This window comes from Candidatus Neomarinimicrobiota bacterium (assembly GCA_021734025.1).
Classification (GTDB): Bacteria; Fidelibacterota; JAANXI01; order JAANXI01; family JAANXI01; genus JAANXI01.
The window spans coordinates 218,493-242,507 of record JAIPJS010000001.1 but is presented as its reverse complement, the minus strand read 5'-3'; the positions used below and the strand labels follow the sequence as shown (position 1 = coordinate 242,507).

Annotated in this window: 13 protein-coding genes and 3 tRNA genes; 6 read left to right on the top strand and 10 right to left on the bottom strand. The window is 42.3% G+C overall.

Annotated elements, in window-relative coordinates; genetic code table 11:
• Positions 1-4: 4 nt before the first annotated feature.
• From amrA to K9N57_00905, 4 genes are read right to left on the bottom strand one after another with little or no spacing between them, the layout of a single operon-like run.
• Complete coding sequence (amrA, locus tag K9N57_00920; protein ID MCF7802730.1) at positions 5-544, bottom strand: AmmeMemoRadiSam system protein A; 540 nt, start codon at positions 542-544, stop codon at positions 5-7.
• The gene (gene amrB / locus K9N57_00915) at positions 541-1,377 is read right to left on the bottom strand and encodes an AmmeMemoRadiSam system protein B (protein MCF7802729.1); all 837 of its coding nucleotides are present in this window, start codon (positions 1,375-1,377) and stop codon (positions 541-543) included. Before amrB ends, amrA begins: the two co-directional genes overlap by 4 nt.
• A 13-nt stretch (positions 1,378-1,390) precedes the next feature.
• Complete coding sequence (locus K9N57_00910) at positions 1,391-2,581, bottom strand: outer membrane protein transport protein (GenBank protein ID MCF7802728.1); 1,191 nt, start codon at positions 2,579-2,581, stop codon at positions 1,391-1,393.
• A 42-nt stretch (positions 2,582-2,623) separates the two neighbouring features.
• Entirely contained in the window at positions 2,624-3,628 is a 1,005-nt protein-coding gene (locus K9N57_00905) for a hypothetical protein (GenBank protein MCF7802727.1), read from the bottom strand.
• A 149-nt stretch (positions 3,629-3,777) separates the two neighbouring features.
• On the opposite strand from K9N57_00905, the gene K9N57_00900 reads away from it, so the two are divergent.
• From K9N57_00900 to K9N57_00875, 6 genes are all read left to right on the top strand, one after another.
• Positions 3,778-3,927: a hypothetical protein gene (locus K9N57_00900; GenBank protein MCF7802726.1), complete on the top strand. Its 150-nt coding sequence runs from the start codon at positions 3,778-3,780 to the stop codon at positions 3,925-3,927.
• A gap of 72 nt (positions 3,928-3,999) precedes the next feature.
• Entirely contained in the window at positions 4,000-4,899 is a 900-nt protein-coding gene (locus tag K9N57_00895) for a hypothetical protein (GenBank protein MCF7802725.1), read from the top strand.
• 81 nt (positions 4,900-4,980) lie between these two features.
• Positions 4,981-5,053: transfer RNA gene (locus tag K9N57_00890), tRNA-Gly, on the top strand.
• A gap of 135 nt (positions 5,054-5,188) precedes the next feature.
• Positions 5,189-5,262: transfer RNA gene (locus K9N57_00885), tRNA-Cys, on the top strand.
• A 35-nt stretch (positions 5,263-5,297) separates the two neighbouring features.
• A tRNA-Leu gene (locus K9N57_00880) sits at positions 5,298-5,383 on the top strand.
• A gap of 200 nt (positions 5,384-5,583) precedes the next feature.
• A complete protein-coding gene (locus K9N57_00875; protein ID MCF7802724.1) occupies positions 5,584-6,777 on the top strand; it encodes a tyrosine-type recombinase/integrase in 1,194 nt (397 codons plus the stop codon).
• Positions 6,778-7,291: 514 nt separating this feature from the next.
• Here K9N57_00875 and K9N57_00870 read toward each other — a convergent pair.
• The 6 genes from K9N57_00870 to K9N57_00845 all read right to left on the bottom strand — a co-directional run bounded on the left by K9N57_00870 (position 7,292) and on the right by K9N57_00845 (position 23,960).
• On the bottom strand, positions 7,292-9,937 hold the full coding sequence (locus K9N57_00870) for an Ig-like domain-containing protein (protein MCF7802723.1): 2,646 nt from the start codon (positions 9,935-9,937) through the stop codon (positions 7,292-7,294).
• Positions 9,938-9,970: 33 nt separating this feature from the next.
• Positions 9,971-10,798, bottom strand: coding sequence for a PorV/PorQ family protein (locus K9N57_00865; GenBank protein MCF7802722.1), 828 nt, complete (start codon positions 10,796-10,798; stop codon positions 9,971-9,973).
• Positions 10,799-10,961: 163 nt separating this feature from the next.
• The gene (locus K9N57_00860) at positions 10,962-15,296 is read right to left on the bottom strand and encodes a VWA domain-containing protein (protein ID MCF7802721.1); all 4,335 of its coding nucleotides are present in this window, start codon (positions 15,294-15,296) and stop codon (positions 10,962-10,964) included.
• A gap of 263 nt (positions 15,297-15,559) precedes the next feature.
• Entirely contained in the window at positions 15,560-18,460 is a 2,901-nt protein-coding gene (locus K9N57_00855; GenBank protein MCF7802720.1) for a T9SS type A sorting domain-containing protein, read from the bottom strand.
• Positions 18,450-19,781 carry an O-antigen ligase family protein gene (locus K9N57_00850; protein MCF7802719.1) on the bottom strand — a complete coding sequence of 444 codons (1,332 nt, stop codon included), beginning with the start codon at positions 19,779-19,781 and terminating at the stop codon, positions 18,450-18,452. Before K9N57_00850 ends, K9N57_00855 begins: the two co-directional genes overlap by 11 nt.
• A gap of 540 nt (positions 19,782-20,321) precedes the next feature.
• Positions 20,322-23,960, bottom strand: a complete 3,639-nt coding sequence (locus tag K9N57_00845) for a S8 family serine peptidase (protein MCF7802718.1) — start codon at positions 23,958-23,960, stop codon at positions 20,322-20,324.
• Between the last annotated feature and the right edge of the window lie 55 nt (positions 23,961-24,015).

Sequence of the window (24,015 nt, the reverse complement as noted above, 5' to 3'; positions counted from 1 at the left end):
ACAGTTACTCCTTAATTATTTGTGCAGAGAATTTTGATACTTTAGCGTCGCTCCTGGTATAGGCATCTTCCGGTAGCTGCGCCTTTCGACAGGTTTCTCGTAAAAATTCTTCTGTGGTCCATTCATATCGGGTGGCAACCTGCGGCAACAGCAACCCACGGGCCTCTCCCACCTGAATAAACAGACCGTGTTCTCCTACTTTAATGGTTGTAAAATCTATTGTCAACTCCATGGGCGATAACACAGAAATTTCGAAACGAACATCGGGAAGTTCATTTTTCTCAATGGGATTAAACCGGGGATCCTGCGTTGCAGCATGAACGGCCATTTCCGCAACTATGTTTGCGAGCGGCATATCGGCCTCTATGTGTCCGATACAACCACGGAGTTCGTCATCCATGTAAATGCTGATAAAAACCCCGGCCTTCTCCGACAGTTCGGGGTAGTCTTCAATCCTGACCCCGACGGTCGGCTTTTCGCCAAAATGCCTGTATAATGCCTGCCTGGCGATATCAACTATTGCCTTCTTGCACTGAGTAGTCATTCTATTTCTTCCCGAATAATTGCAGCAAGATATCCCACGACCCGCCGGGTATCGCCGGTCACGTCGCCGGAATGGGCGTACCGGAGTATTTCGCACTTTGTTGCACCCCGCTCCCTGGCAAATGTTAACAGCGTGAGTACCGGCCCAAATCCACAAGCCTCAATCTCATGTTGATCCAGTGCGTTCCAGAGATCATCCACTTCCAGCGATTCAACAAGCTCCGCAAATCGGTTGTCCATCAACTCTGCCTTTCGGGCACTGTAGAAATGGGAGAGATCGGAGCTGCTCACCACGAGCATTTTATCGGTCCGGTACTTCCCAATCACTGCAGCTAACAGCTCGACATTTTCCCGGGATTGATCCCCCATAGTGACCGGGAGGATGGAGTAATCATGTGTATAAATGGTTTGGAGAAATGGTATCTGCACCTCAAGAGCATGCTCCTCCCCGTGACCACCTTTGGCCGACTTAATCCCGCCTTCACTGGTAATCTTATCCCTCAAATCCCGATCGATTGGAACCGTTCCGAGGGGCGTCTTAAACCCGTCGCCCGAATATACGGAAATATACGGAAAGTATTCCCGGTGACTCGGTCCGATAAGGATGACAGTTTCAGGCTTTATTGATTGAATGCTCCGATAAGTGTGCGCGGCAACCTCTCCGGAAAACCGGATTCCCGCATGAGGGACAATTCCGCCGAGTATCCGGGAACCTGAGACTTCATGATCTTCGGCCGAGGCTAACTGTGCCTTAATTAGTTGGGTAAGTTCGGTGGCATCCTCAGGATAAAACTGCCCTGCGACGGCCGGAGTTCGAATATGTTGTTGTGGCATAAACTACAGTGATCTAAAACCGATATGAAAAATTGATAGTGGACCAGGTATTGATAATGTCAGCGGATTCCTGTTGGTTATAGATTTCAGCCCAGCTGGCACGGCTGATTGACCAATCAACTTTGAATTGCTGCGCTAAAATGACACTTACGCCACCAGAAAGCACCAACCGGTCTCCCACGCTATCGTCATTGCGGTAACTGGGTACGTGATGGACCCCTCCCCGGATCTTTGCATCCATTATCGGGAGGAGGTATTCTGCTCCAGCAGCCAGTTCCAATACCGATGCGAAGTCATTCTGGATATTATGGTTCACCTCAATATCAATCGGGACGCCGTTATATCCCGGGATATCTGCCGACATCTCACTGCTTGACCAGTCCTTCCAGACGACACTACCTGCCACCAGAAAATTACCAAGGGTGACCGACTGTCCGAGTTGCACTTCCGGCGGTGACTGGATCTGGTAGTTGCCGTTCCAATCGCCCCAGGTTCCGGTCAAAGTTTCATCCACGTCCAGATATTTTGGGCTTTTAAATGAGAATCCGGTGCGAAGAAAATCTATTGGCGCCCATAAAATTCCCAGGGTAAATCCAACCCCGGAATAGTGAGAGTCGATCTCGTAGGCGCTGTTGGTTTCTCCCACTCGGTACATTTGACTGGAATACACATTATCGCCCCGGTACAAATGCAGACCAATTCCAACTGACAGTTCCTTTTGCAGCTGATAGCCGCCAGCAATCGTGTACGCCCCGAGATTAGATTCTTCATTGGTAAATTCTGTAGAATCCTGCCATTGGATTCGTAGCGCCTGATCCGTGAGCGCTACGGTATTGTACCCGACTCCCAGTGTAAATTTTAATCCGTATACCGGCCAAACGTATCCCAGTGAATTCGTATGGAAATAGTTCCGGGTAGTGTTAGCCGTCACTGTTTCGTTTTTCGTGGTCGTCACGGAATTATCTAACGAAAAATAGGTGCCACCCAGCGAGAGTTCTGCCCAGGTGATGTGGGCAAGGCCGGCGGGGTTATAGTGTATTGCAGAAAAATCATCGGCGATACCGGCATACGCTTGCCCGATACCATCTGCCCGGCTCCCTGGACCAGCCATGCCAATAAAGGGAGCGACCACATCTTCCGCATTTTGTGACAGGAGTAATCCGGGGAGACACAGCAGGATAAGGTACAAGCTGAGTTTTTTCATAATCTATTTACCTGGTTTAGTCTATCGTTTCTTTTGCCGCGCTTACCGTCGGCGGTTTTTAGGTCGCTGGTTGTCACTATCGCTCGAACTACCGGAATCTGACGATTTACTGCTGCTCGATGATCTCCGGGCGGATTTCGAGGAGGATCCGCTACTGCCTGACGAACTGCTGGACGCCGGCGGCGAATATGTCCGGGATCGTACTCTCCGGTTTGTGGTATTATCGTCAGAGGATCTGGGTTCAGCGCGCCCCCGGGTCACTGGTCGCTGCAGACTTTGTGGTAGTGTCCGCTGGCGCAGACGATCCCGGTCGATGACTGCTGGCGTCAACTTTCTGCCCCGCGATTCAGGCCTCGGCCCGATTGCGCGACCTGATGGACTACTCCCGATGCTCGCATTGGAGCCATTACTGGAAACACTACGGGAAAACCGATCCCGGTTTACCGGGCGTGGGCTATCAGGCTGTTGCTCGCCGTCAACCACGTAATAATAGTCAGGATACCAATGCCCGTACCCGTAGTCGTACCACGGATCGTAATAATAACCGCTGGAGTAATACCATGGTGAATAGTAGTTATAATTGTACCGATTCCATCCCCCATAGTACTGATCCCAGAGGTAGTCATCTGCCCACCAGGAATCTACGAACACGGGTTGATTTGAGTAACTGAAATAAAAGCTGGTACGGTAATTCCTTCTGTAATATGGATGGTGCCATCTGTTGGAGCGATAATAATACGGATTATGGGAATAGAAAGGATACCGATTCCCATAGAAGTTATACTGATTAAAATTCATTCCGCCGGACAGTATGGATTCGCGGTACTGTTCCCGGTATTCGTTGCGTAATGAGTCCTGAATTTGGGCCCGTTCTTCCAGCATTGCCTGCTCTTCTTCCCAGTCCTGGTACTCCTCTTCGACCTCCTGGGCATCCCTGGCATGATAACCCGGATAATACGGATTCGTGGTTGGGGGATGCATTGAGCCACAGCTGACTAAGAACCCAACGCCGATTAATATGATTGAATACTGTGTAAAATTTTTCATGTCCGCCTCCTTACGCCTACTTAGACGCACTGTCGGGTCGAAAGTTTCATACCCGTCGAGAGTTACGGTATAAATTGGCAGTTGCGGACAGAAATTACAATGGATATTTTACGGTCCAACTGAACTTAAAGTGGAGCCCAAAGAATACGATGCAATTAACACAAAAGAAATTAGCTATTTTCCTGGTTGGAGCGGCTGTATTTTTCATTTCCTGTTCCCTCTCTTCCCAGTCTGCCCAGCAGACACTTACATTGGCGATAAGCGGCGGCGTCTACGGTGAACTCGAACCGTGCGGGTGACCAACTAATCCAGCTGGCGGGGTCGCCAGAAAGTCCACCTTTTTAGAAAAAATTCGCGAGACGAGTCCGGATTTGGTCACGGTTGACGCGGGAGATTTATTCTTTAAAGTCCCCCGGCCGGCCAGTAACGCCCGGGCTGTCGCCGATCGTAAGGCAGATCTGTTTATTAAGGCGTACAATGATTTCCAATATGATGCGTTTAACGTCGGGATTAACGATCTTGCGCTTGGCGCCGATTTTATTAAAGCCCGAGAAGCCAATGCAGAGTTTCCGTTTCTGTCTGGCACGGTGATGGACTCTGATGGCGAACTGCTGTTTGATCCGTACACCGTGATTTCCCGGGGCGGACAAAAAATCGGCATTGTTGGAGTTACCACGGGCAACGAGCATGTAGATGACTTCACCTATGCCGACGTTGTAGAAGCGGCAAAGCAATATCAGTCGGAGCTAGCTGACAAAACGGATTATCTTATTCTCCTGGCGAGTGTGTTCAACGTAGATGCCAATAAACTCCAGAATGCTGATTTGGGCTATGATCTCATTATCAGGTCCCATACCAGCCGGTTCTCCCGAAATGCCCAAAAGACTTCCGGGGGTTTTTACATGTCCACAGGGAAGCAAGGCAAATACATCCAGCTTGTTACGTTCCATCAGGAAGATCCGAAGGAACCGTTCGTAGACATTTCCCGGAAGAAACAGCGTTTGGATTTTATCAAACACCGGCTCCGGAGTTACAGGGATCAGGCCGGTGATCAATCGCTGGAAGAAGCGTTTGGAGACAAAAAGCAGACACTGGCATTTATTCAGAATATGCAGGAACAGCAGGGTGAACTACAGAATGAAATCAAAGAGGTTTCAAACTATATCGCAGTGCAGGTTCAGTCCCTCAATCCGGACGTTCCTGACGATGAAAAATGGCTGAAAGAAGTTCAGGAATTTAACCAATATTCCCAAACGGTCCGGAATCAATAACCGGAATGTAAAGTGGCCGTTTTTCCCCTTGCATGGAGGGCATATGCATCCTATATTTTCCACGCTTTTTGAGGACGGAGTGCGAGAGTAGCTCAGTTGGTAGAGCCTCACGTTGCCAACGTGATTGTCGCCGGTTCGAGTCCGGTCTCTCGCTCACATAAACCCTCCGGTTACGCCGGAGGGTTTTTTTTATGTCATTTCCCTATGCAAATGCGTCGTAATTAGCACTGAATTATAGTTGCGTTTCGCTGCCGGAAATTGTTAACTTCATATGCTTTTTGAGAAACACGGCGACGTACCCAAGTGGCTTAAGGGAGCGGTCTGCAAAACCGCGATTCGTCGGTTCGAATCCGACCGTCGCCTCTCTAACATTCCCATATAATGTTTGACCAGATATTGCCGGAGTGGCGGAATTGGCAGACGCAACGGACTTAAAATCCGTTGGTGATTTTTCACCGTGTGGGTTCGAGTCCCTCCTCCGGCACCCATCAGAACCCCTCTGTAACCCCTGTTAGAGAGGGGTTTTATTTTTACCGTTGGAAATTTTTATCCGTTTTTCACCACTTCCCAAAAACGCACCTTACGCACAAATTACGTCCAAATGACAAAATATTCGTTACATATTCGTTACATAAACTCCTATATTATTATGTCAATTTGACATGAGTCATTTGTGAGGTGGATATGGGATTATTCCAACGTGCAAATTCGGATAAATGGTATGCCCGATTCAAAAATGCAAACGGACAATGGGTAAATCGGTCGACGGGCACATCCAATAAACAGCTGGCCAAAGAAATCTTAACCAAATGGGAATATGATGCGACCCAGGTGAGTAAAACCGGGAGAAAAGAACTTCCCTCCCTTCCCTGTTATGAATTTATGGAGAAGTATCTTCAGCATCGGGAAAAAGGGAAAAACAGTGAGACGGTCAAATTAGATAGATTAGCGCTCGAGGAGTTTATCAAAAATGTTGGGCCAACCACCCTTATAAAACACATCTCCTCTCAGGATATTGAACAATATCTTGAGACATTACACTCCAGGGATTTATCACCATATACTCTCCGCCAGAGATTGACCCATTTAAAACGAGCATTAAATTGGGCTATCGAAAGTGATCTGCTTTATCTTAATCCGGCCTCCAAAGTATCCCCTCCTCCCATTCCTCAGCAAAGTATACTCGAAATCCCAAGAAAGGATATCCGACTGCTGCTAGATAATTCGCAGGGGACTTGGATTGGTGATTATATTGCTGCTGCCGCCTATGGCGGTTTCAGGTCAAGTGAAATTACGCATATCAAGGAAGATGATATTCACTGGGACGATAACTATGTGTCTGTGGTAGGAAAATTCGACAAAAGGCGTTCTGTCCCCCTTTTTCCTTCACTAAAGACCTTATTTACCAGAATCTTGGAATATACACCCACATCAGATCCGAGAATTACAGCCTGGAACAATGGAAAAAATGATCCTTTTTTATTTTACCAAGTCAATGATAATTCACTAGTGTCACAGGCGTTTAAGGGTATAGTTCGTTCTATCTGGAGTAAAGACAAATATGAAGTGACCTCATCAGAGATTAAGAGGACAACCGGGGAGATGATAAGCCAAGATGAACTTTTCATACCCACTGAAGAGGAAAAAAAGAGGTTGGGTCGAAGTATTAAAAAAGTTGCGGTGGAGCATCATGATGAGAAAGACCGATATAAATTCCATGACCTGCGCCATACCTTCGCAACCAATTACCTCAGGAATGGTGGCTCTATTGAAAAGTTACGGAAAATATTAGGACACAAACAAATTAGTACTACTCTAAAATATGAACATTTAGTTATCAATGATTTACAGGAAGATGAAGACCCCGTTACCTATTAACTGAAAACACTCTTCACCACACGATTTACTCCCTTCGTAGAATTATCAAATTTTCACCACATTTGATGTCATATGTAGTGAATCGTACTAGTGCCAACTATTTGGTACCAACCTTCAGCATGGTGACGATGGTTTGGGTTATCTCATTTTACAAGTTCCCGTTCTTCATAGGATTCCTCCTGTGTTTGGATTGGCAATTGGACGGGAAAAAAGCCCCACTCGAATCAACGGATGCGGTGTTGGTGTACCCAAAAATGCTTACACGAGTATGTTTCAATAATCTCTTGGAATACAAGACATACTACATATCGATCATCAATTAGTAGTGCTTCCATCGACATTCCGGACAGATCCCATGGGAAATGGTAATATCGGGATGATTTACAAAATACTTCTCCATCAGATGCCAATAGCCGTCGTCATCCCGGCTACTATAAACCACACAGGATGTCCCGAGAAATTGGTAAGGAGACATCCTGCAATGTTTAGAGGAATTATCATAACTTTTTAGGTGTTAAAACAAAGTTATATCGATCGACTCTAACATGGTATTCTCGCTAGAATCATCAAGATTCTGGATAGAGAATATATCTCCGGATCCATTTTCTCCTGCAGGTATTTCAATAGTAAATTCCCCTCCGGTATAATTACTGTTCCACTCAAATGAAACATTTGAGCTAGGAATTTTATAATTACTATCTCCACCGGCTTCAACAATATTGAAATGAGCACCTGGGCTCTCTGCAGGGTCTAAATATTCGCTGGCAGTGAAGCTAATGAAAATCGTTTTTGATTCGGTTTGTCCGCTATTATCTGCACTTCCTGTCTGGTTTGCACTTCCTTCTGGTGGCATTTGGTCAGAAAGTTCGATTGCCGAGGATAGTTCCCCTTTGCCTGCAGTATTTGAAGCAACTATATAGAAGCTTATAGTATTACCAGCAACAAATGGGGTTATCCCTGGTTGGTCTTTGACCACATCAAATTGCTGAGGGATTGAAATTGTAGTACTCTGGGTTGGGAGGAATGTGTTTGCTTGAACAGTTCTTATTTTCACCAAGTCTGTATTCTCTTTTGTATCGCTGGCATAAATAAGATATTCCTCTACATCATCCATGGTTTCCCAGCCGAAAGTGAGGTTCTGGGTATCCCAGTCGACGGAATCCGCTGTGAAATCATCCATATTAAGTTCAAAGTCCCGTACGATACTGGGTACAGATTGACTTATCTCTGTAGTAAATGAAAAGTTTTGATTAACATTATCTTCTTCAATTGTCGAATATACCCTGAAATTCAGTGAATATATCTGGCCGGGTTCAAGAGTATTATTTGGTGTTATAAACAAGATGGAATCATCAGAGGTTGATATTGAGGTGAATACCTCAAGGTTATCTTGATCTTCAAGAATTACATAACCATCCGAATTTGAAATGTTAATAGGTTTTGAGAATTCAATTTGGATTTCCTCATCAATTGGAAATTGGTCAAATACGCCATCCAACCGCTCCAAATTCGTCCCTATGATTTCGATTCCATCCTCTGTTTCAAAACTAAGCGTATCTGAATATTTAATACCTCTGGTACTTGAATAAGCATTAATGCTCAGGTAGTATTCCGTTTCTATCTGTAATTGAACCTTTGGTGTAATCGTCAAGACTTGATTTTGACTTCCGAATTCATAACTCATAAGCGTTTTGGTTGAGAAGTCTGGCTGTCGGGAGAGAGAAATTTCCAATGTCGTATCCGGATTTAGAGGCTCTGAAAATTGCATCCAGATATCCGATTGCACTTCTACCTTTTGATCTTCATTAGTGAAGTTACTATTAGTAACAAACGGCACATTATACGATACTGTTTGAAAATTCAGAGGGCTAAACACATCTTCATCCCGAACGAATGAATCCGTAGAATCAGAATACACTTTGAAATCAAGTGTATATACGGTACTTGGTTCTAAAGGCTCTGAGGGTTCAATATTCAGTGTTTTATCATTATCGGTTAACGTAGTTTTAACTTGGACCAATTGATTATTCTGAAAAAGATCAATATAGCCTCTATCATTATCAATATTAACCGCTGAAGAGAATTCAAATTGAATGATACCGTCAACTGGAAATTCATCAACTATCCCATCTGTAGCCATGAGGTTGGTGCTAAGTATTTCGAGCCCTTTTTCAGTGATGAATCTCAAAGTATTTTCGAAGTAATTTCCGTCAGAAGAATTCCCGCGTATCCTTAAAATATATTCTGAATCCTTTCTTAAGGAAACATTGGGATGAATCGATACTTTTATGCTATCCTCCCAAGTTGATTGGATCGCTACCGGATTTGCGCCGGATTGATTTCGCTGTAATGATATATTTACAGTTTCAATATCTATTGATTTTGAGTACGTTAATTTTATATCCTCATTAATTCCAAACTTCGTATTGTTATTCACATTATTTCGTATAATTATAGGCGTATCTTGTGCTATATTCAGTACGACGTTTCCGGAGTTTACTGTATTCCCCGGAATTAGAGAAATTTGATTTGCTTGTCCAGCGAATAATTTCCCTTCAAATTCAATTGGTAATATTCTTACAACTACATCCTCTGTCGCCGGAATATTTTGGAAGTTAAAAATACCGCTATCACCGATGGAAGTTGTATATAATTTCGGTGAAATATCATAGCCGCCATAATCCAAGACTACTTCCCCGGACTGTGCTGGTATAACCGAGTTCTTGTCCCTATTAATAAAAACATGCCCACTCAATCCCGCATTACTTTGATATAGATTGACATTCTGAGTAATACTGAGATCTTCAGACAAATCCTGACCAACTGGTACATTCAAGCTACTTAATTCATCTTTTAATGACGGTACTTCAACATTTACTTTTGTCAGTGAATATCCGTTTGGGCCTTGAAATGTAAGGCTATATTCTCCTGGGTCCAAATTCGTGGTTGAAAAATAACCTAAATCATCTGTGTAGACAAACTGCCTGCTTCCATCCTCCATCCAGGACACTTGGACAGTGTCTATTCGTTCATTCGTATTAGCATCTGTTACGATGCCTTGGATATAACGATTTGGTGGTTCGGGTGAGGTCGCCTCCTCAATACACCCAATAATCAAAATACTAAAAATCGTCACAGTTAACATCTGGAGTGCTCTCATGATATCCTCCGGTTACTTTTCTTTTTTTGTTTACTAAAAACGGAATTGAAATCCGAACTTATGCATTCCAGTAATACTTAACACATCAGTATTATAGGCATATTCAACCACCAAAGGGCTAACCCGCAAAGAACAACCAAAATTAATACTATTTATCCCAATAGTATTAATCTCGATGTTTTTAATACCTCCTCTAATGCCGAGAACGTCATATAACCACAGTTCTGTTCCTCCGCTGAACTGGATATTTTCCACCTGAATTTGATGAGTAGAATTCAGCATCATGTCCCCTGCATAAATTATCTTAAGGAACCCCAACCGCATATCGATGGCAGCTCCTATGTGGCCTGTCATTGGAATATGATCCATATTCCCAGATCCCGTATTCCATCTTATGATGCCCGCCAGGTTTTTAGCTGCAATACCTATTCGTATCCTCTCGATAGTGAGGAAATGAATTGGTATGGTTGTATGAATTCCAGCATCAAAGGCATACCCATGGGCTGAATAATGAGATAGAACGTGGTTAATATATTTTACACTTCCTCCTATCCCAATAGCCGGAAATACCCGTAATGCATATCCAAGGGAGAATGCATTTTCATAATCATTGAAAGTGCCGGTTTTGTAACCCAGCATATTCCGTTGCTCAATACCTGTTACCGCAAATCCTTGCCCCATTACTCCGATGGTACCGAATCGTTTTGAACCATATACTAGCGAGCCATAATAATGTTGTCGGTCAAACATCATATACGAATACATCCCGCCAAACACGGTTCCCTGAATTTGCGAAAGTCCTGCAGGGTTGTAGTACATTGAACTCGCATCATCTGCGACACCGGTAAAGGCGTTGCCCATTCCATCCGCCCGGACCCCAACAGGTAATCGGAGAAATGCTCCCCCCTTCCCACTAATATCCGATTGTCCAAGTAAAAACATCGGAAAAAGTAATAGAAGTGGTATTATCAATCGGACTTGCTTCATCATTTCAATTCTATTGGTTTAAGGTTGCGCTAAATTGTTATTTCAATATTGCAATCTTACCCACGGCCCGCTCACCACGGTTGGATTCAATTACATAGAAGTACACGCCATTTGCAACGGGGTCTCCATTTTCATTTCGACCATCCCACGTTTCTGACAATTCAGTATTAGCGGGTTTGGGCTGATTCTCAATTAGTGTTTTTACCAGTCTATTGGATGCATCATAGATGTTAATTGTTATTGCCCCTGAGCTACTTAGGCTATAGCGGATTGTCCCGGAGGTATATTCCGGATTGAATGGGTTCGGATAGAAGTAGGTGTTTTCGTCATCTAGCTTGAATCCGGTATTGGGGGAAGCATTTTGTGCTTTATTCGATTGCAGGTTGAAAAAACGTCCACCTGAATGGCTATTTAAATTTTGATTAATTTCTCCCTCTACTAAATGATCCCGCGTATAAATATACCCACTTATCCTAGTAGCAGTATTAATCGACATCGGGAAACGAACTATTTTAACTGCATTTGACCCTATTGAAATCGTTTTGATTGTATCCTCACTTGTCGAAAAATCGGAATCTAATACAACATCAATTTGACCAACAGCCGGATTTGGACTAACATTCTCGATATCAACTGTAAGGACAAAAGTCCCTGTACTTGTAAACTTTTGTAACCCAACGTCTTTAATAAAAATTGCTGGGGGGATTGGTAGGTTATTTTGAGTTGCAATACTGTCGATAGAATTCTGATAATTTTGTATTTTAGATAAAAATTCTATATAGGTATTTGTGAAATCTTTTATTTCACTCTTTAATGAATCATTTTTTATCCCGCTTTCCCACAAAAGGGAGTAAATATCCATTGCACAAGAGGCACTATTCCTTGCTGCCACGAAGTTATTAAAGGAATTTAATTTATTGATGTATGATGAATCTAGTTGACTTGCAGTATCGGCAATTGATCTAAATATTGTCCCAACTCTATCCTCATAAATAGCACTACTATCGTAATGAGACGAAATCAATTCGGGATCCTCCAGAAACGAATAATCCCCATTGTCCATTTCCGCTCTTATATTACTATAAAAATTGTATTCTTTAAGAAACATATTCGAACCCAAATTAACTGAGTTGTAACTTTTAAATGGTGTCAAAGTCTTATGTAATGTTCTATATCTATCAGTTGAAACTGTTACTATCTGCTGATTTTCAATTGTGGGTTTTGTAAAATTGTCATCGTCTCCAAAAGCAATATCAACTGATTCGTTAACAAAGTTCGGTACAGCTAAATATGTGTAGGCCAAAGAAGTTGCGGCTTCAGTGCCTGCTGAGAATTGACTTACTAAAAAACTTATCTTTACTGCTACAGCAGCAAAACTTCCAATCGAAACGATTAAAGAGGCCCCAGCAGAAGGGATTGCGGCTAAAATTCCCGCAACGGTTAAAACAATCCCAGTACCTATTAAAACAGCCCATTCAGAATATTCATTAATAGTATTTAAAAAATTGGCCGCGTCCTTCATTTGATTATTTTCAGAAATCATAACATTTTCATGACGGGCCATGTCTTGTTCCACAGTATAAAAATGGCCATACCCGAAATTTTCTTCCATGGTTTTTTGAACGGCTATTTCCTGATTTTCATCAGTAAAAAATTCATATGGCTCAAGAAAAAGAAATTCTTGAATGAAATCGTCAGCCTTATCAAACACACTCACATCAAACTTTTTATCTACCGCATTGTCACCTGTTTCAAGTAATCTTTGAGTGGCTGATCCCATGGCATCATAAATTATTTTTGGTTCTTCCATTGTCCCTACTAAATTAACAAATCTATCAAATAGTTTGTTGGCTACTCGCAACATCTTTTGTGAAATATTGTTACTTACATTTGCAGCCTTATTACCAACCAACTTAATATGTTTTACTTTATCGGCAATTTTTCTAAACGCACCACTTAATAATGTTGTTACTGCAATAGATCTTAATGACTTAGCTCCATATTCACTTATATCTAATACATCTCTAATTGCCTGTTCAGAAAGGTCCTCAGTAAGGTATAACCTGGCTATCGCCTCTATTTCACTTTCATGGTAGGTATCTTTCTCTATTTTCTCTGAAATGTTATCTAAATGGGTCTTTGCCTTATTCTCAATATCATTATAAAATGGATGGGAATATCTATAAAAAGGACGCTCAATATTTTTAATATCTTCAATTATGCTATATTTTTTATCTATATATGGAATTAATTCGGATTCCGCTTTTATTATATGCGGTTCATCCTTTGTCCCACTATTACCACTAATTCCAAAATCATCCTTAGCTTCAATGTAGTATTCAACGCCATCTTTCGTCACAACTTCAGAAGGGATTGTTCCTTCATAATTGTTTCCATATACATTGGTCATCTCAACTTCGGTATAGAGGAGCTGTCCGATTTTCCGATAATACAATTGCGTACTTATAAGTTCATTTGTCCTGTCCCGAATAGAAGCGCTTACGACAATTCGTACGCCGGGATTTAATTCGGTTACCGGAGTATGTTCAATTGCAGGTGCTTCATTAGGCAAGATCGCAATCTGGTACGGTTTACTGCGCGGATTAACTGACGGATCTGAAGCAGTATTTTCTCCGTCACTGGCTGTGATATAGTAATCCAGTCCCGGGGGGGATACCACAGCCGGCGGGATACTTCCTTCCCATAAAATACCTGATGTATTATTCATCGATTGGGATGTATATGTATTACTACTCGTGTTTTTATAATATATGATTGCGTTATTTACAAACGGTTCAACATTGTCCTGAATCTCTACCTGTATTGTGAACTCCGTTTCCTCGGCCCACGGTTTTGTATGTAACTGCCGCGTTTGATATGTTCTAGATATCTTTGGAATAGCTCCGGGGAAATACGTTCCTTGCACTATTGCCTGTTCTCCCATATAGTTTGTCTCAATCCGAACATCTCGCTGGGTGCCATCTTTTGCGGGGTTACTTGATTGATACCTAATAAGATAGTTACTTGAGACTTCCTCAGAAATGTAGTTTAATATATCAGTAAATTCTGAGTATATGTCATAATGGGCGCCATTCGTAGCATTTGTAATTGGTTCAAATTTTGGGAATAAATCCGTACTTGTCAGGGCAAATAGTGTAATGGAATTGTTCACACAAATAGTCTGAGCCTCCTCAAGCGTTGCCCCGCCTTGATCAGGGGTTTCATCTGTAATTTCGATTAAGATTTTTTGGGACCCTGGACGAAAGTTAAAACCTGCCGCAGATTGGGTAATTGCATAATATCCCGGCTCATTACCACCCGCAGTCACATTCCTATTCCATATTTCATTCTTAAAATATTCTGTATCATCGGTCAACTGGCCATCATCTTCAATAATTGGCATGCCATCCCCGTCACTCTGCCCATAGCGACATAATCCCAATGTAAAGTCTACTCCAGAATTGCTGAGTGAATTAACAAAATCGATCACATTATTCCTGACATCGTTCTGTTCATCACTCATACTCCCGCTATTGTCCATAAGAAAAACAATATCAGCCACTCGGGAACCACCCCCCGTCTCAGGAGGCGTGACTTCGAAATAATCCGTCTGTAAATTATCATTTTCGAACACCTGGAAATTACTCTTAGTTAATTCTGTTAACGCTTCCCCATTACGAAGTACCCGAACATTTGAATAAATAAAAGGAAAATTTTGGTGGTTAAGGTTCACAAGAGCAGCTTCTAAACCTGAATTATCAGTTCCATGATTTGTTGGATGCTTTTTAGAGATAATACTGATTCTCGAAGTCCTGATTTTCCATCCTCCAAAAACAATACTTTCATCGGAAGAGAACTGAAATTTAAAGCGAACAGATTGACCTTCATAGGCAGTGATATCGATAGCGGTAGTTCTCCAATCACTTTTTCCCGTTGAGGCATGTAATTCTTTCCAGTTATTTTCATTTTCTGTAGAAATCAATACACGACCAAAATCATGGAGTGATTCAATTGCAAACCATTCTTCAAATATCAACTTTAATTGGGAATTAGATTCTTGGGTTATGGGTAAACGAAATTCGGGCGTGACCAACGAACTACTGCTATTATTCTGATACTGCTTCCCATTACCAAATTTAGCTATATTCTTCCTGTCTACCTCATCTAACAACCATCCCTTATCTACTTGCCATTTTTCTGAACTTTTTCCGAACAAATCCTCTTCAATAACATGCTCTACTTTCCCACTCATTGACCAGGAGCTAGGGGCGAGTTTCAGTTTCCCTTTTTCCGATATATTATCATCGGTCAATGAGAAAACGGAATACGGGATTAACATGAAGCAGAATAAGGCAATATACAAATTTTTCATTCTACAATACTTTAACTAAAAAGTTATAGCACGATTAACAAATTTATTCAGTTCAAACTTAAAATTGTAAGTGCCCCGCGAAAACTTAAAAAAATTATAGACTACGATGGCAGTTCTATTTTAGCCTATTTTAAAAGGATTAGCAAGTAATATTATTATATGTGAGTATTCTTGGAGTTATAAATATTTTATATAAATTTCTCGTGCCTGATAGGTGAGGCTTCTCCAGACTTATTCCGAAGCAATATGTGTCTGATGTATGATCACTTGATAAAAATGATCTTTTTTATTGCATGGAATTTCTCAGTTTCTAATCTATAAAAATACACGCCCGTACTAACAGGTTCACCAAATTCATTCTCTCCAGTCCAGTTAATAGAGTGCCATCCGGCTCCCCTTTCAGACTCAATTAGTTTAGCCACCTCCCTTCCTGCAATATCATATATCGTTAATGTTATATGTGCGTTTTCAGGAAGACCAAATTTAATCGTGGTACTTGGATTAAATGGATTAGGATGATTTTGCTCTAAGATATATTTATCCGGGATTTGGTTCTCAGTAATTCCAGTAGTCCTGGTTAACCTGGCAACAGCGACATCTGTTAAGACAGAATTTTCGTTTAATCTTACTTTACTTAATGTCACCTCAGCCTCCCAGACATCTATTTCGTCAGAAGCCCTAAATTGGATATTTCCGAGAGTTTTACTCGCTGGCAAGTAACCGGGTTGAGCTACACCGAACTCCAAATGCCCAGAATTATCTCGATATCGCGCCAAAGTTTCGTCCGGCAAGTTATTCCATATAATTTTATTGAATTCAAGGTGCGATGGATCATATTTGAAAATTCCTTCAATGGATATCAATGAATTCGTATTAGTCAATATTAATGGAATATTGACTAACTCACCGGCTTTCATTTCCACATCAGATAGCTGTATCTCACTCTGCGCCTTTAAATTTCCATTAGAGGTATCATACGGCAAAGCGTCGATTTGCCCCATCCAATACTGGAGTATTAATGCACCATCCAATGCCGAAATTGTGTGATCTCGTGTTATATCTGCTGCCAGACTATCATTTGCAGACAATGTATCCAGCTTAATAACATGGCCCAAAACCACAAAAGCATCATATTTAGTAACTTGTTCATTTCCGTCCACATCGCCATAAACGAATGAGGATTCAATATCAATTCCACCGTTTGTAATATTGATTTCATTGCCACCATCGTTAACGATGATTGAATCCATTTTTATCGGAACAAATGTTCCCATTTCACTATTGACCTTGAATTTTAAGCGCGTTAATAATCCATTATGGGTGATTGGATCTGCTCCCGCTGCCCAATGTAACACCAGACTATCTGCTGTATTCCATTCAATCATCCACCCAAATTCACCCACAAGAGTCTCCATTGTATCTATACCTAAAAATTTCAATGCTGGCGAATTCTGGGTCATGTACATTTCAAGCGCTTTGATTGAAGTTTGGTAGGGCGCATCCAAATAAATTGGTACCGATACTGTATCAGACGGATTTGCTGTGACACTATCTATTTTAAAAGATATAGTCGGGGTGCCAACCAGAAAGCCGTTACCTAAAGAGTACGACTCATCAGTTCCATCCCCATCATTCCAATAATGCACTGTAACATCTCTGGTGCCAAGTTGAGCGGAATTACTGATATTGAATGTTGAGTTTATCTTTGTCGAATTCTCTATTGAAGTATTATCGGAATTTATCCCGCCGTCCGAAAAAGTTATATCAATACCATAACCATAGGGAGAAGTTTGCCAATCTGTATTTAATCCGTTTATAGTAACAGGTATGTTGTCACCGGGTTCTCCGAATCCAGGGGTAATACTTAACAGTTGTGGAGGGGCAGCTTCGACATAAAGAGCGTTTTCCAGTGTCAACAAATCTATACGGCTGTTCCCTGCAAATTTCTCAACAATTAGTTTATACATTCCTGGTTCTACATCATATCCAATTGATACCTTCGCACTTAATTCGTTTGCGGATTTAACGGAAACATCTGAGATCTGTATATTACTATTCTCCAAATCGACCGAGACACTTGAGTCGTCAACCGAGGACCAATAGGTTTCTTCTCCAATAATTGAAATATTAGTATCGAATGCTCCCTGCATAATGACATCTGGATTGACACCCATAATTGTTGGGATTAATGAATCAAGAACTGTAAACTCATTTTCCTTTCTTATTGTATAATTTCTTCCCTGAGATGAATTATAATAATCTACCACCACTGTATATTGGCCGACGGGGGCATTATTTGCAATCGACCATGTTGATATAAGAGTTGTATCATTAACAAGTGTATTTTCTGAAGTTGATATCTTGTTAGTATTTTCAGCCATCACCTGGATATAACCGTATGGTGAATTAGCCCAATATGTTGCCTCACCAGTTATAGTAACGTCAAGCGTTTCCCCCTGTTTACCGTCCTGTGGTTGTATATATGCTATTTTTGGTACTGGATAATCCACGGTAAATGCGTTCTCCAATACCAACTCTTCTTGCAATACTCCGGTATCATAAGTTTTCACTTCAACTGAATAAGTACCAGTTATATCCGTTTCAGGTATATAAACCAGGCATTGAATGTGAGTATTCGAATGTATTTGTACACTGCCAGAGACGATCGGTGCATTAATAAAATCGACTATGATGGAATCATACTGGGAATTATTCCATTGGGTTTCTTCGCCATAAATATGAAGGTCAAGAGCTGTTTCACCCAGAACACCATTATTTGGAGATATTGACAGGATAGCAGGTATAATTGAATCATTTACAAAAAAACCGTTAGTTAAAGAGGTTTTATAATATGATCCATTATTATATTCCAACGATATGGTATGATCGCCCGTCGGTGCCGTTTGCGATATATGAAATTCAGTAACAACCACTGTATCATTCAAGATGGAATAATTGTTTTGATTTATTCCCCCCTGCTCAGAATAAATTTCCAAATAAGAGTAAGGAGAATCCCAATTTGTCTGGGTACCTGTAATCGTAACATCTAAAACTCTACCCTGGGTACTTGTATCCGGTTGAATTGATTTTAATGATTGGGCAAATAGACAGGACGAAAAGAACCCAAAAATTAGTAAAAATATAACCTGATTTCTAAAATACATTGTAAACCTCCCGAAGTTCCTGGAAACGTTTATTATTATTGACATGAGGTGCCAATTCCCTTATTAAATTTTTAGCTTTTTTCGTTTTTCCACCTTGGTGAAATAACACTATTAAATTCAGCTGAGGTTCTAGGTAATTTGGAAACGTTTTTTTCATCAACTGATACAATTTTATAGCCTTGTTTTCGTGGCCCAATCTATAATCGGTCGAAGCAATATTATTTAAAATAAGTGGATTCCAGGGTGCAATTTGTTCTGCAATACGAAACTGTGTAAGTGCCTCCTGAAATTTACTCTGAACATAATATCCCACACCGTGATAGTAGGCTGGTGGCATACCGTTGGGATCCAAGGGATACACCGCAGGTTTTATATTATTTAGTGATTCATTCATTTCCGCATATTTTTTTTCGAACTTTAGTTGAAGGCTCCTGACATAATATTTCTCAGATTGCAATCTATTAAAGTTAAAGAACGCTCCACTAATACTGATTAAGACAAGCATTATCATTAGTCGGTTTGCTGCCTTTTTACTGAAAGTCCAGGAAGGTTGTTGCTGGGCAAATGCAATTCCAATAATGGAAAACATAATTAGCATAGGAGCAGCTCGCTCCTTGACAAATGTGAAATTTGAAATTAGCACCAATGCCAAGAAAGAGAGAAAGAGAAACAGATAATCTCCGTTCTCCCTGGAGATTGAGAGTAGTGAGCGCGCAGCGAATACGATTAATGAAAGATAAATGAGGAATGAAAGTGAACCATGTTCAGTTAGGATTTCCAGGTAATCATTATGGGGATTAACCGCTTTGGTAAAATAAATAGTATCATCAGTGTACTCAGAACCATTATACCTTGGATACACACCGGACCATCTTCCTCCCCCTATTCCGAGCACCGGATTATCCAGAAACATTTGAATAGATGCAAAAGCAAATTGAACCCGATCATCTGATGAAGATATTTTATAGGTTTTTTCAATTGTTTTAAGAAAACTACGCCTTGAAAAATGGACGTTTTTAGGAGAGAGAAAACCCAAACCAAGTGAAATAATTATCACTATTATTAAAACAGAGTGTCGTTGTAAAAACTTCATACCGTTGAAGTCTTCATGGCGATAAATGGAGATAGCCATCGTTACTAATATTATACAAAATAATGTGACGTACACTGAACGCGCACGAAGTATCATTGCATAAGATAATTGTAATAAAATAATACCAGCGATTAGAAACCTAATTTTCTTCGATTGCAATTTACTCCAAAGAATAAATCCCCATGGCAATGCACCAACAATATATTGGCCTGCAAAGTTTCGACTCATAAGAGTCGACCCAGGCGGCGAAAGTTCTGGTAAATTAATGATATAGATGTTATATGCCTGTAAAATTCCGACTGTCGAAATAATTCCGGAAACTACAAGAATACTCCAAGCCGTGTATCGAATAAAAACTTCTGAATTGTAGATGTTTATATAAATCATTACAAAAAAACTAAGGAAAAAAAGTTGTATAGGTATCGAAACACTTGATAAAAGTAATAACGGAGACCCTTTTATTATTGTAGAAATAAATATAAGTAGAATATATAAACAACTAATAGTAACTAGAGTTTTGGGGAGATGGATTCTGGACCAATTACCGCTTTGTGTTAATAATAAAATCCCAAACATTAATAAGGACACTGAAAACGCAAACCATTGTAAGCTATTTGAATCCAGAATAGCTGTAGAAAAATAGAGCGGGACAGTTTGAACAAGAAAGGGAGGGGCGAACCTGACAAACTGCCCCGCTATTGATTTTTCAGATGTTTTTAACACTATATTATTTCTGTTAATCAACGTTAATGCAAACCATTTAAACCATTATTTCATGAAAACCATCTTTTGTTTTGACTGAAAATTCAGCGTTTCGATTCGATAAAAATAAACGCCTGTACTCACCGATACACCGTCCTGCCCCAGACCATCCCACTGTACAGTATACCATCCTGCTTGTTGCTGGCCCCTTGCTAACACAGCAACCTGCCGTCCCATCAGATCATAGACGGTAAGTGTAACGTAGGATGCTTCCGGCAACCCGTATCTGATTGTAGTCGTGGGATTAAACGGATTCGGGTGATTTTGCTGGAGTGTATAGGTATCCGGGATATTCCCGTCCCGGTCGATGCTGGTCGGTGTACTGAGAGTGGCAGTTGATACATCAGTCTGCACCGGGTTTTCATTTAGACGCAGTTTGGCTAAAGTGACTGTACTTTCACCGGCATTGAAATCTTCCTGTACATGGAACCGGAGATGGGCGAGTACACCGACATCTGCAATTGCTTCGGTAGTCGTGAGCGCGAGTGTCACTTTGCCATGTTCATCCCGTACTTTATGCATGGTTCCATTCGCCACGTCAGTCCACTCGACTTCTGTGAATTCCAGATGATCCGGATTAAACTCGAAGACTGCCTTGAAACCCAGCAGGTTATTTGTTTCCTGCACAGATACAGGAACTGAAACAACAGCACCCGGCTCAATGCCCTGATCTGTCAACTGGAGTTCGCCGCCGGCAAGCAGTTGTCCTGCTGTCGTGTCACACGGAAGTGAATCGATGATACCGACGCCATACTGGAGTAATATCGAGGCGTCCAGGCTGGAAATTGATTGGTCCAAGGTAAGATCGGCTGCCAGTGAATCATTTCCAGACAATGCCAGCATCCCTGCCACATGCTGCAGGATTACTGACGCATCATATGCCTGGATTACTCCATTGCCGTCCACATCTCCATACGCAAACGATGTTTCTTCAATCCAGACTCCTCCATTGGTGCTGACAATTGAATCTTCGCCGGTGTCGAACACCGCCGATTCGATGTTTATTGGTACAAACGTATCCATCTCGCCTGTGACCTCAAATTCCAATCGCATAAATACACCGCTGTCACTCACTGCTTCTGCTCCGGCAACCCAGCTCATTAATGAAATATCATCCTCATTCACTATTAATTCCCATTCGACATCGCCGACCATTGTATTACTTGTATCCATGCCGATGAATTGCAGTCCGTTGTGATATCCGGTGAAGGTAAACTCGGCTGCGGTATATTCAGCATTAGACGGAAAGACCACGGAAAGCGGCAGAGAAACCGCATCATTGGCATTGGCCGTTACCGTGTCAACTGCCACCTGGATGACGGAGGACGGCGGGATTACGGTCGTCGTGTCCGTCGTTACGCGGAAATGGTCAACCCAGATGTTATCCGAATTTGTTCCGGAGGAACCGCCACCTTCGATATAATAGTTAACCCCCACATAAATATCTTTGCCATCAAAGTCGGACAGATCATAGGTATACTCATGCCAACTTCCAGTTGGTCCCCCCACCCTGAAATAATCCAATTCGTGGGTAAAGTCGGTCACGTTGTTGCCCGTTGTTGAGACGAATACGCGGAGCGAATCATCGTAATTCCCGGCGATTGCTCCGGCCCAGAATGACAGACTATCTCCCGCTTCGATCTCTGGGATCAGGGGACTGATGAGCCATTCGTCAATAAGTCCGATACTGTTTGCGTTTGTGTAATTGCTATACCAAAAACTCTGTCCGGCTTCCGGAAGTACAATATCCCCTTCTCCGAAATCAAGTGATTGCCAAAATGTATATGCTGCTCCACTTCCGTCTTCATCTACCACATTCCAACCTGCCGGTGGTACCGAGGTGTTAAATCGCTCTTCCCATTTGATGTTCGTGGCAACTGCTTGCCCGCCGTGGTTAATTAACAGTGAATACTGCTGGGAACCGTTGGTTAATGTCCCTTTATGATCAACTGTGATTGTATAGGTGTCTCCAACCGGATTGGAGATGTAAATCTTTTCCACGTTGTCCGTGATATTGTCCCCGGTAGTTGCAGCGGCTACCAGAACCGCCGGATCAAGCATATACGGGAAATACGTGTCATTGGCACTGTTCTCAATTCGGAGATCGAGATCATTTACCAAAGCCTTGTCTGTCGGATCCAGGGTAAACGGAGCTTCCGTTCCGGCAGGATCGGTCCAGGCAAGGGTGACAACCAATGGCTCTCCGGGATTCACCGGAACATCCACAGAATAAACTCCGCCGTCCGCAAGTGTTCGTTCCAGGATTTGAGTAGTGGTACCATCCTGCTCGATAAATTCGGCAGCGGTCTGGGCGTTCAACAAACCCCAGCCGTATTTGTAATCAGGTCCGTCAGAGGTACCCGCTTCATCCGCTGTCTGGATTACCAGCCCCTTCAACGTGGCAGACCGCATAGTAGCACCATTGTGAGTATTTTGAAAATGTTCCTGAAGCAATAACAAGGATCCCGCGGTATTAGGAGATGCCATCGAGGTTCCGGAATAATTGTCATAATCGGCATCGCCCGTGCTCACAGAGGAATACAGGTCATAGCCATTCGCCACGATATCCGGTTTAATCCGTCCATCATCCACCGGCCCCCAGGAACTAAAGGAGGTCATGACGACATCTGTGGGTTGGGCATATCCACTTGTTATATCTTCGATAGCGCCAACTGTAAGTCCATTTTTTGCACTTCCTGCTCCGCCTGAAATACAATCAAACGGTCCATCTTGTGGTCGCTGAGTTGTAGTTAAAGTCCACTCGTCGTTAATCCATGCCCAATGTTCTACGGCAGTGGTTGGGCCATAATTCCGATCGTTGCCTGCGGACTTCACAATTAAATAGTTCGGGGCATTATATGCGATCGCATCCCAGGTACTCGCCTGGGCATCATACCGACCAAAGCTATAATCCTCTGATTCACTGATGGCGGGAACCCCAAACCAGACCCACCGGTCATCATCGAAATAATTCCAGTACCAGCCGGAGATAAAACTGTAGGAATGGTTCGAAATTAGTAACCCACTACCGGCAGCAGTGCTCATTTCGGCGTCATCATTGTCCCAGTCATAGGCATCCAACCCGGCTTCGTATGCCATACCCTTTGCTGCGTTGATGACGCCACTGCCAATGAGTGTACCAGCGACATGGGTGGCGTGGTCACTCAGCGAAGTAGCGCCATCGACCTGAGTGACCCGTCCGGTGAGCTCTTGGTGCATCGCTCGGACTGCTCCACCATCCCACTCCCCGAGAACCATTCCCGATCCTGTCAGCCCAAATCCGGTGCTCCCACCTGGCCAAAGAGTATTTGTGGAAACCGTCGCCGCCGCATCGATATTGGTCGTTGTGTAGTAGAGGGGCATTCCGTTCGGTGCAAGTTTCTGTAATTCAAACACTCGCCCGTCTTTGGTCTCAACGCGAATTGGCCATCCTCTCCGATTCGCTTTCGCAAGCGCTTCCTGTTTCTTTGCAGTAGCCGTGCGTTCAAACTCATCTGCCATGTCCTGCAAGGTTTGCCGATTTTCTTGAGGACTTTGTCCAACAACCCTTGCTTTTTGAGCAAACAATTCTTCTGAAATAACCTGAAGAAAGAGAGTTGCCAGCAATACCATTGCGAAGTATTTGACGAGTGATTTACTATTCATAATGGACTCCACTCCTGGATTTTACCAGGGATTATGGCGTTGCAATTGATTCCTT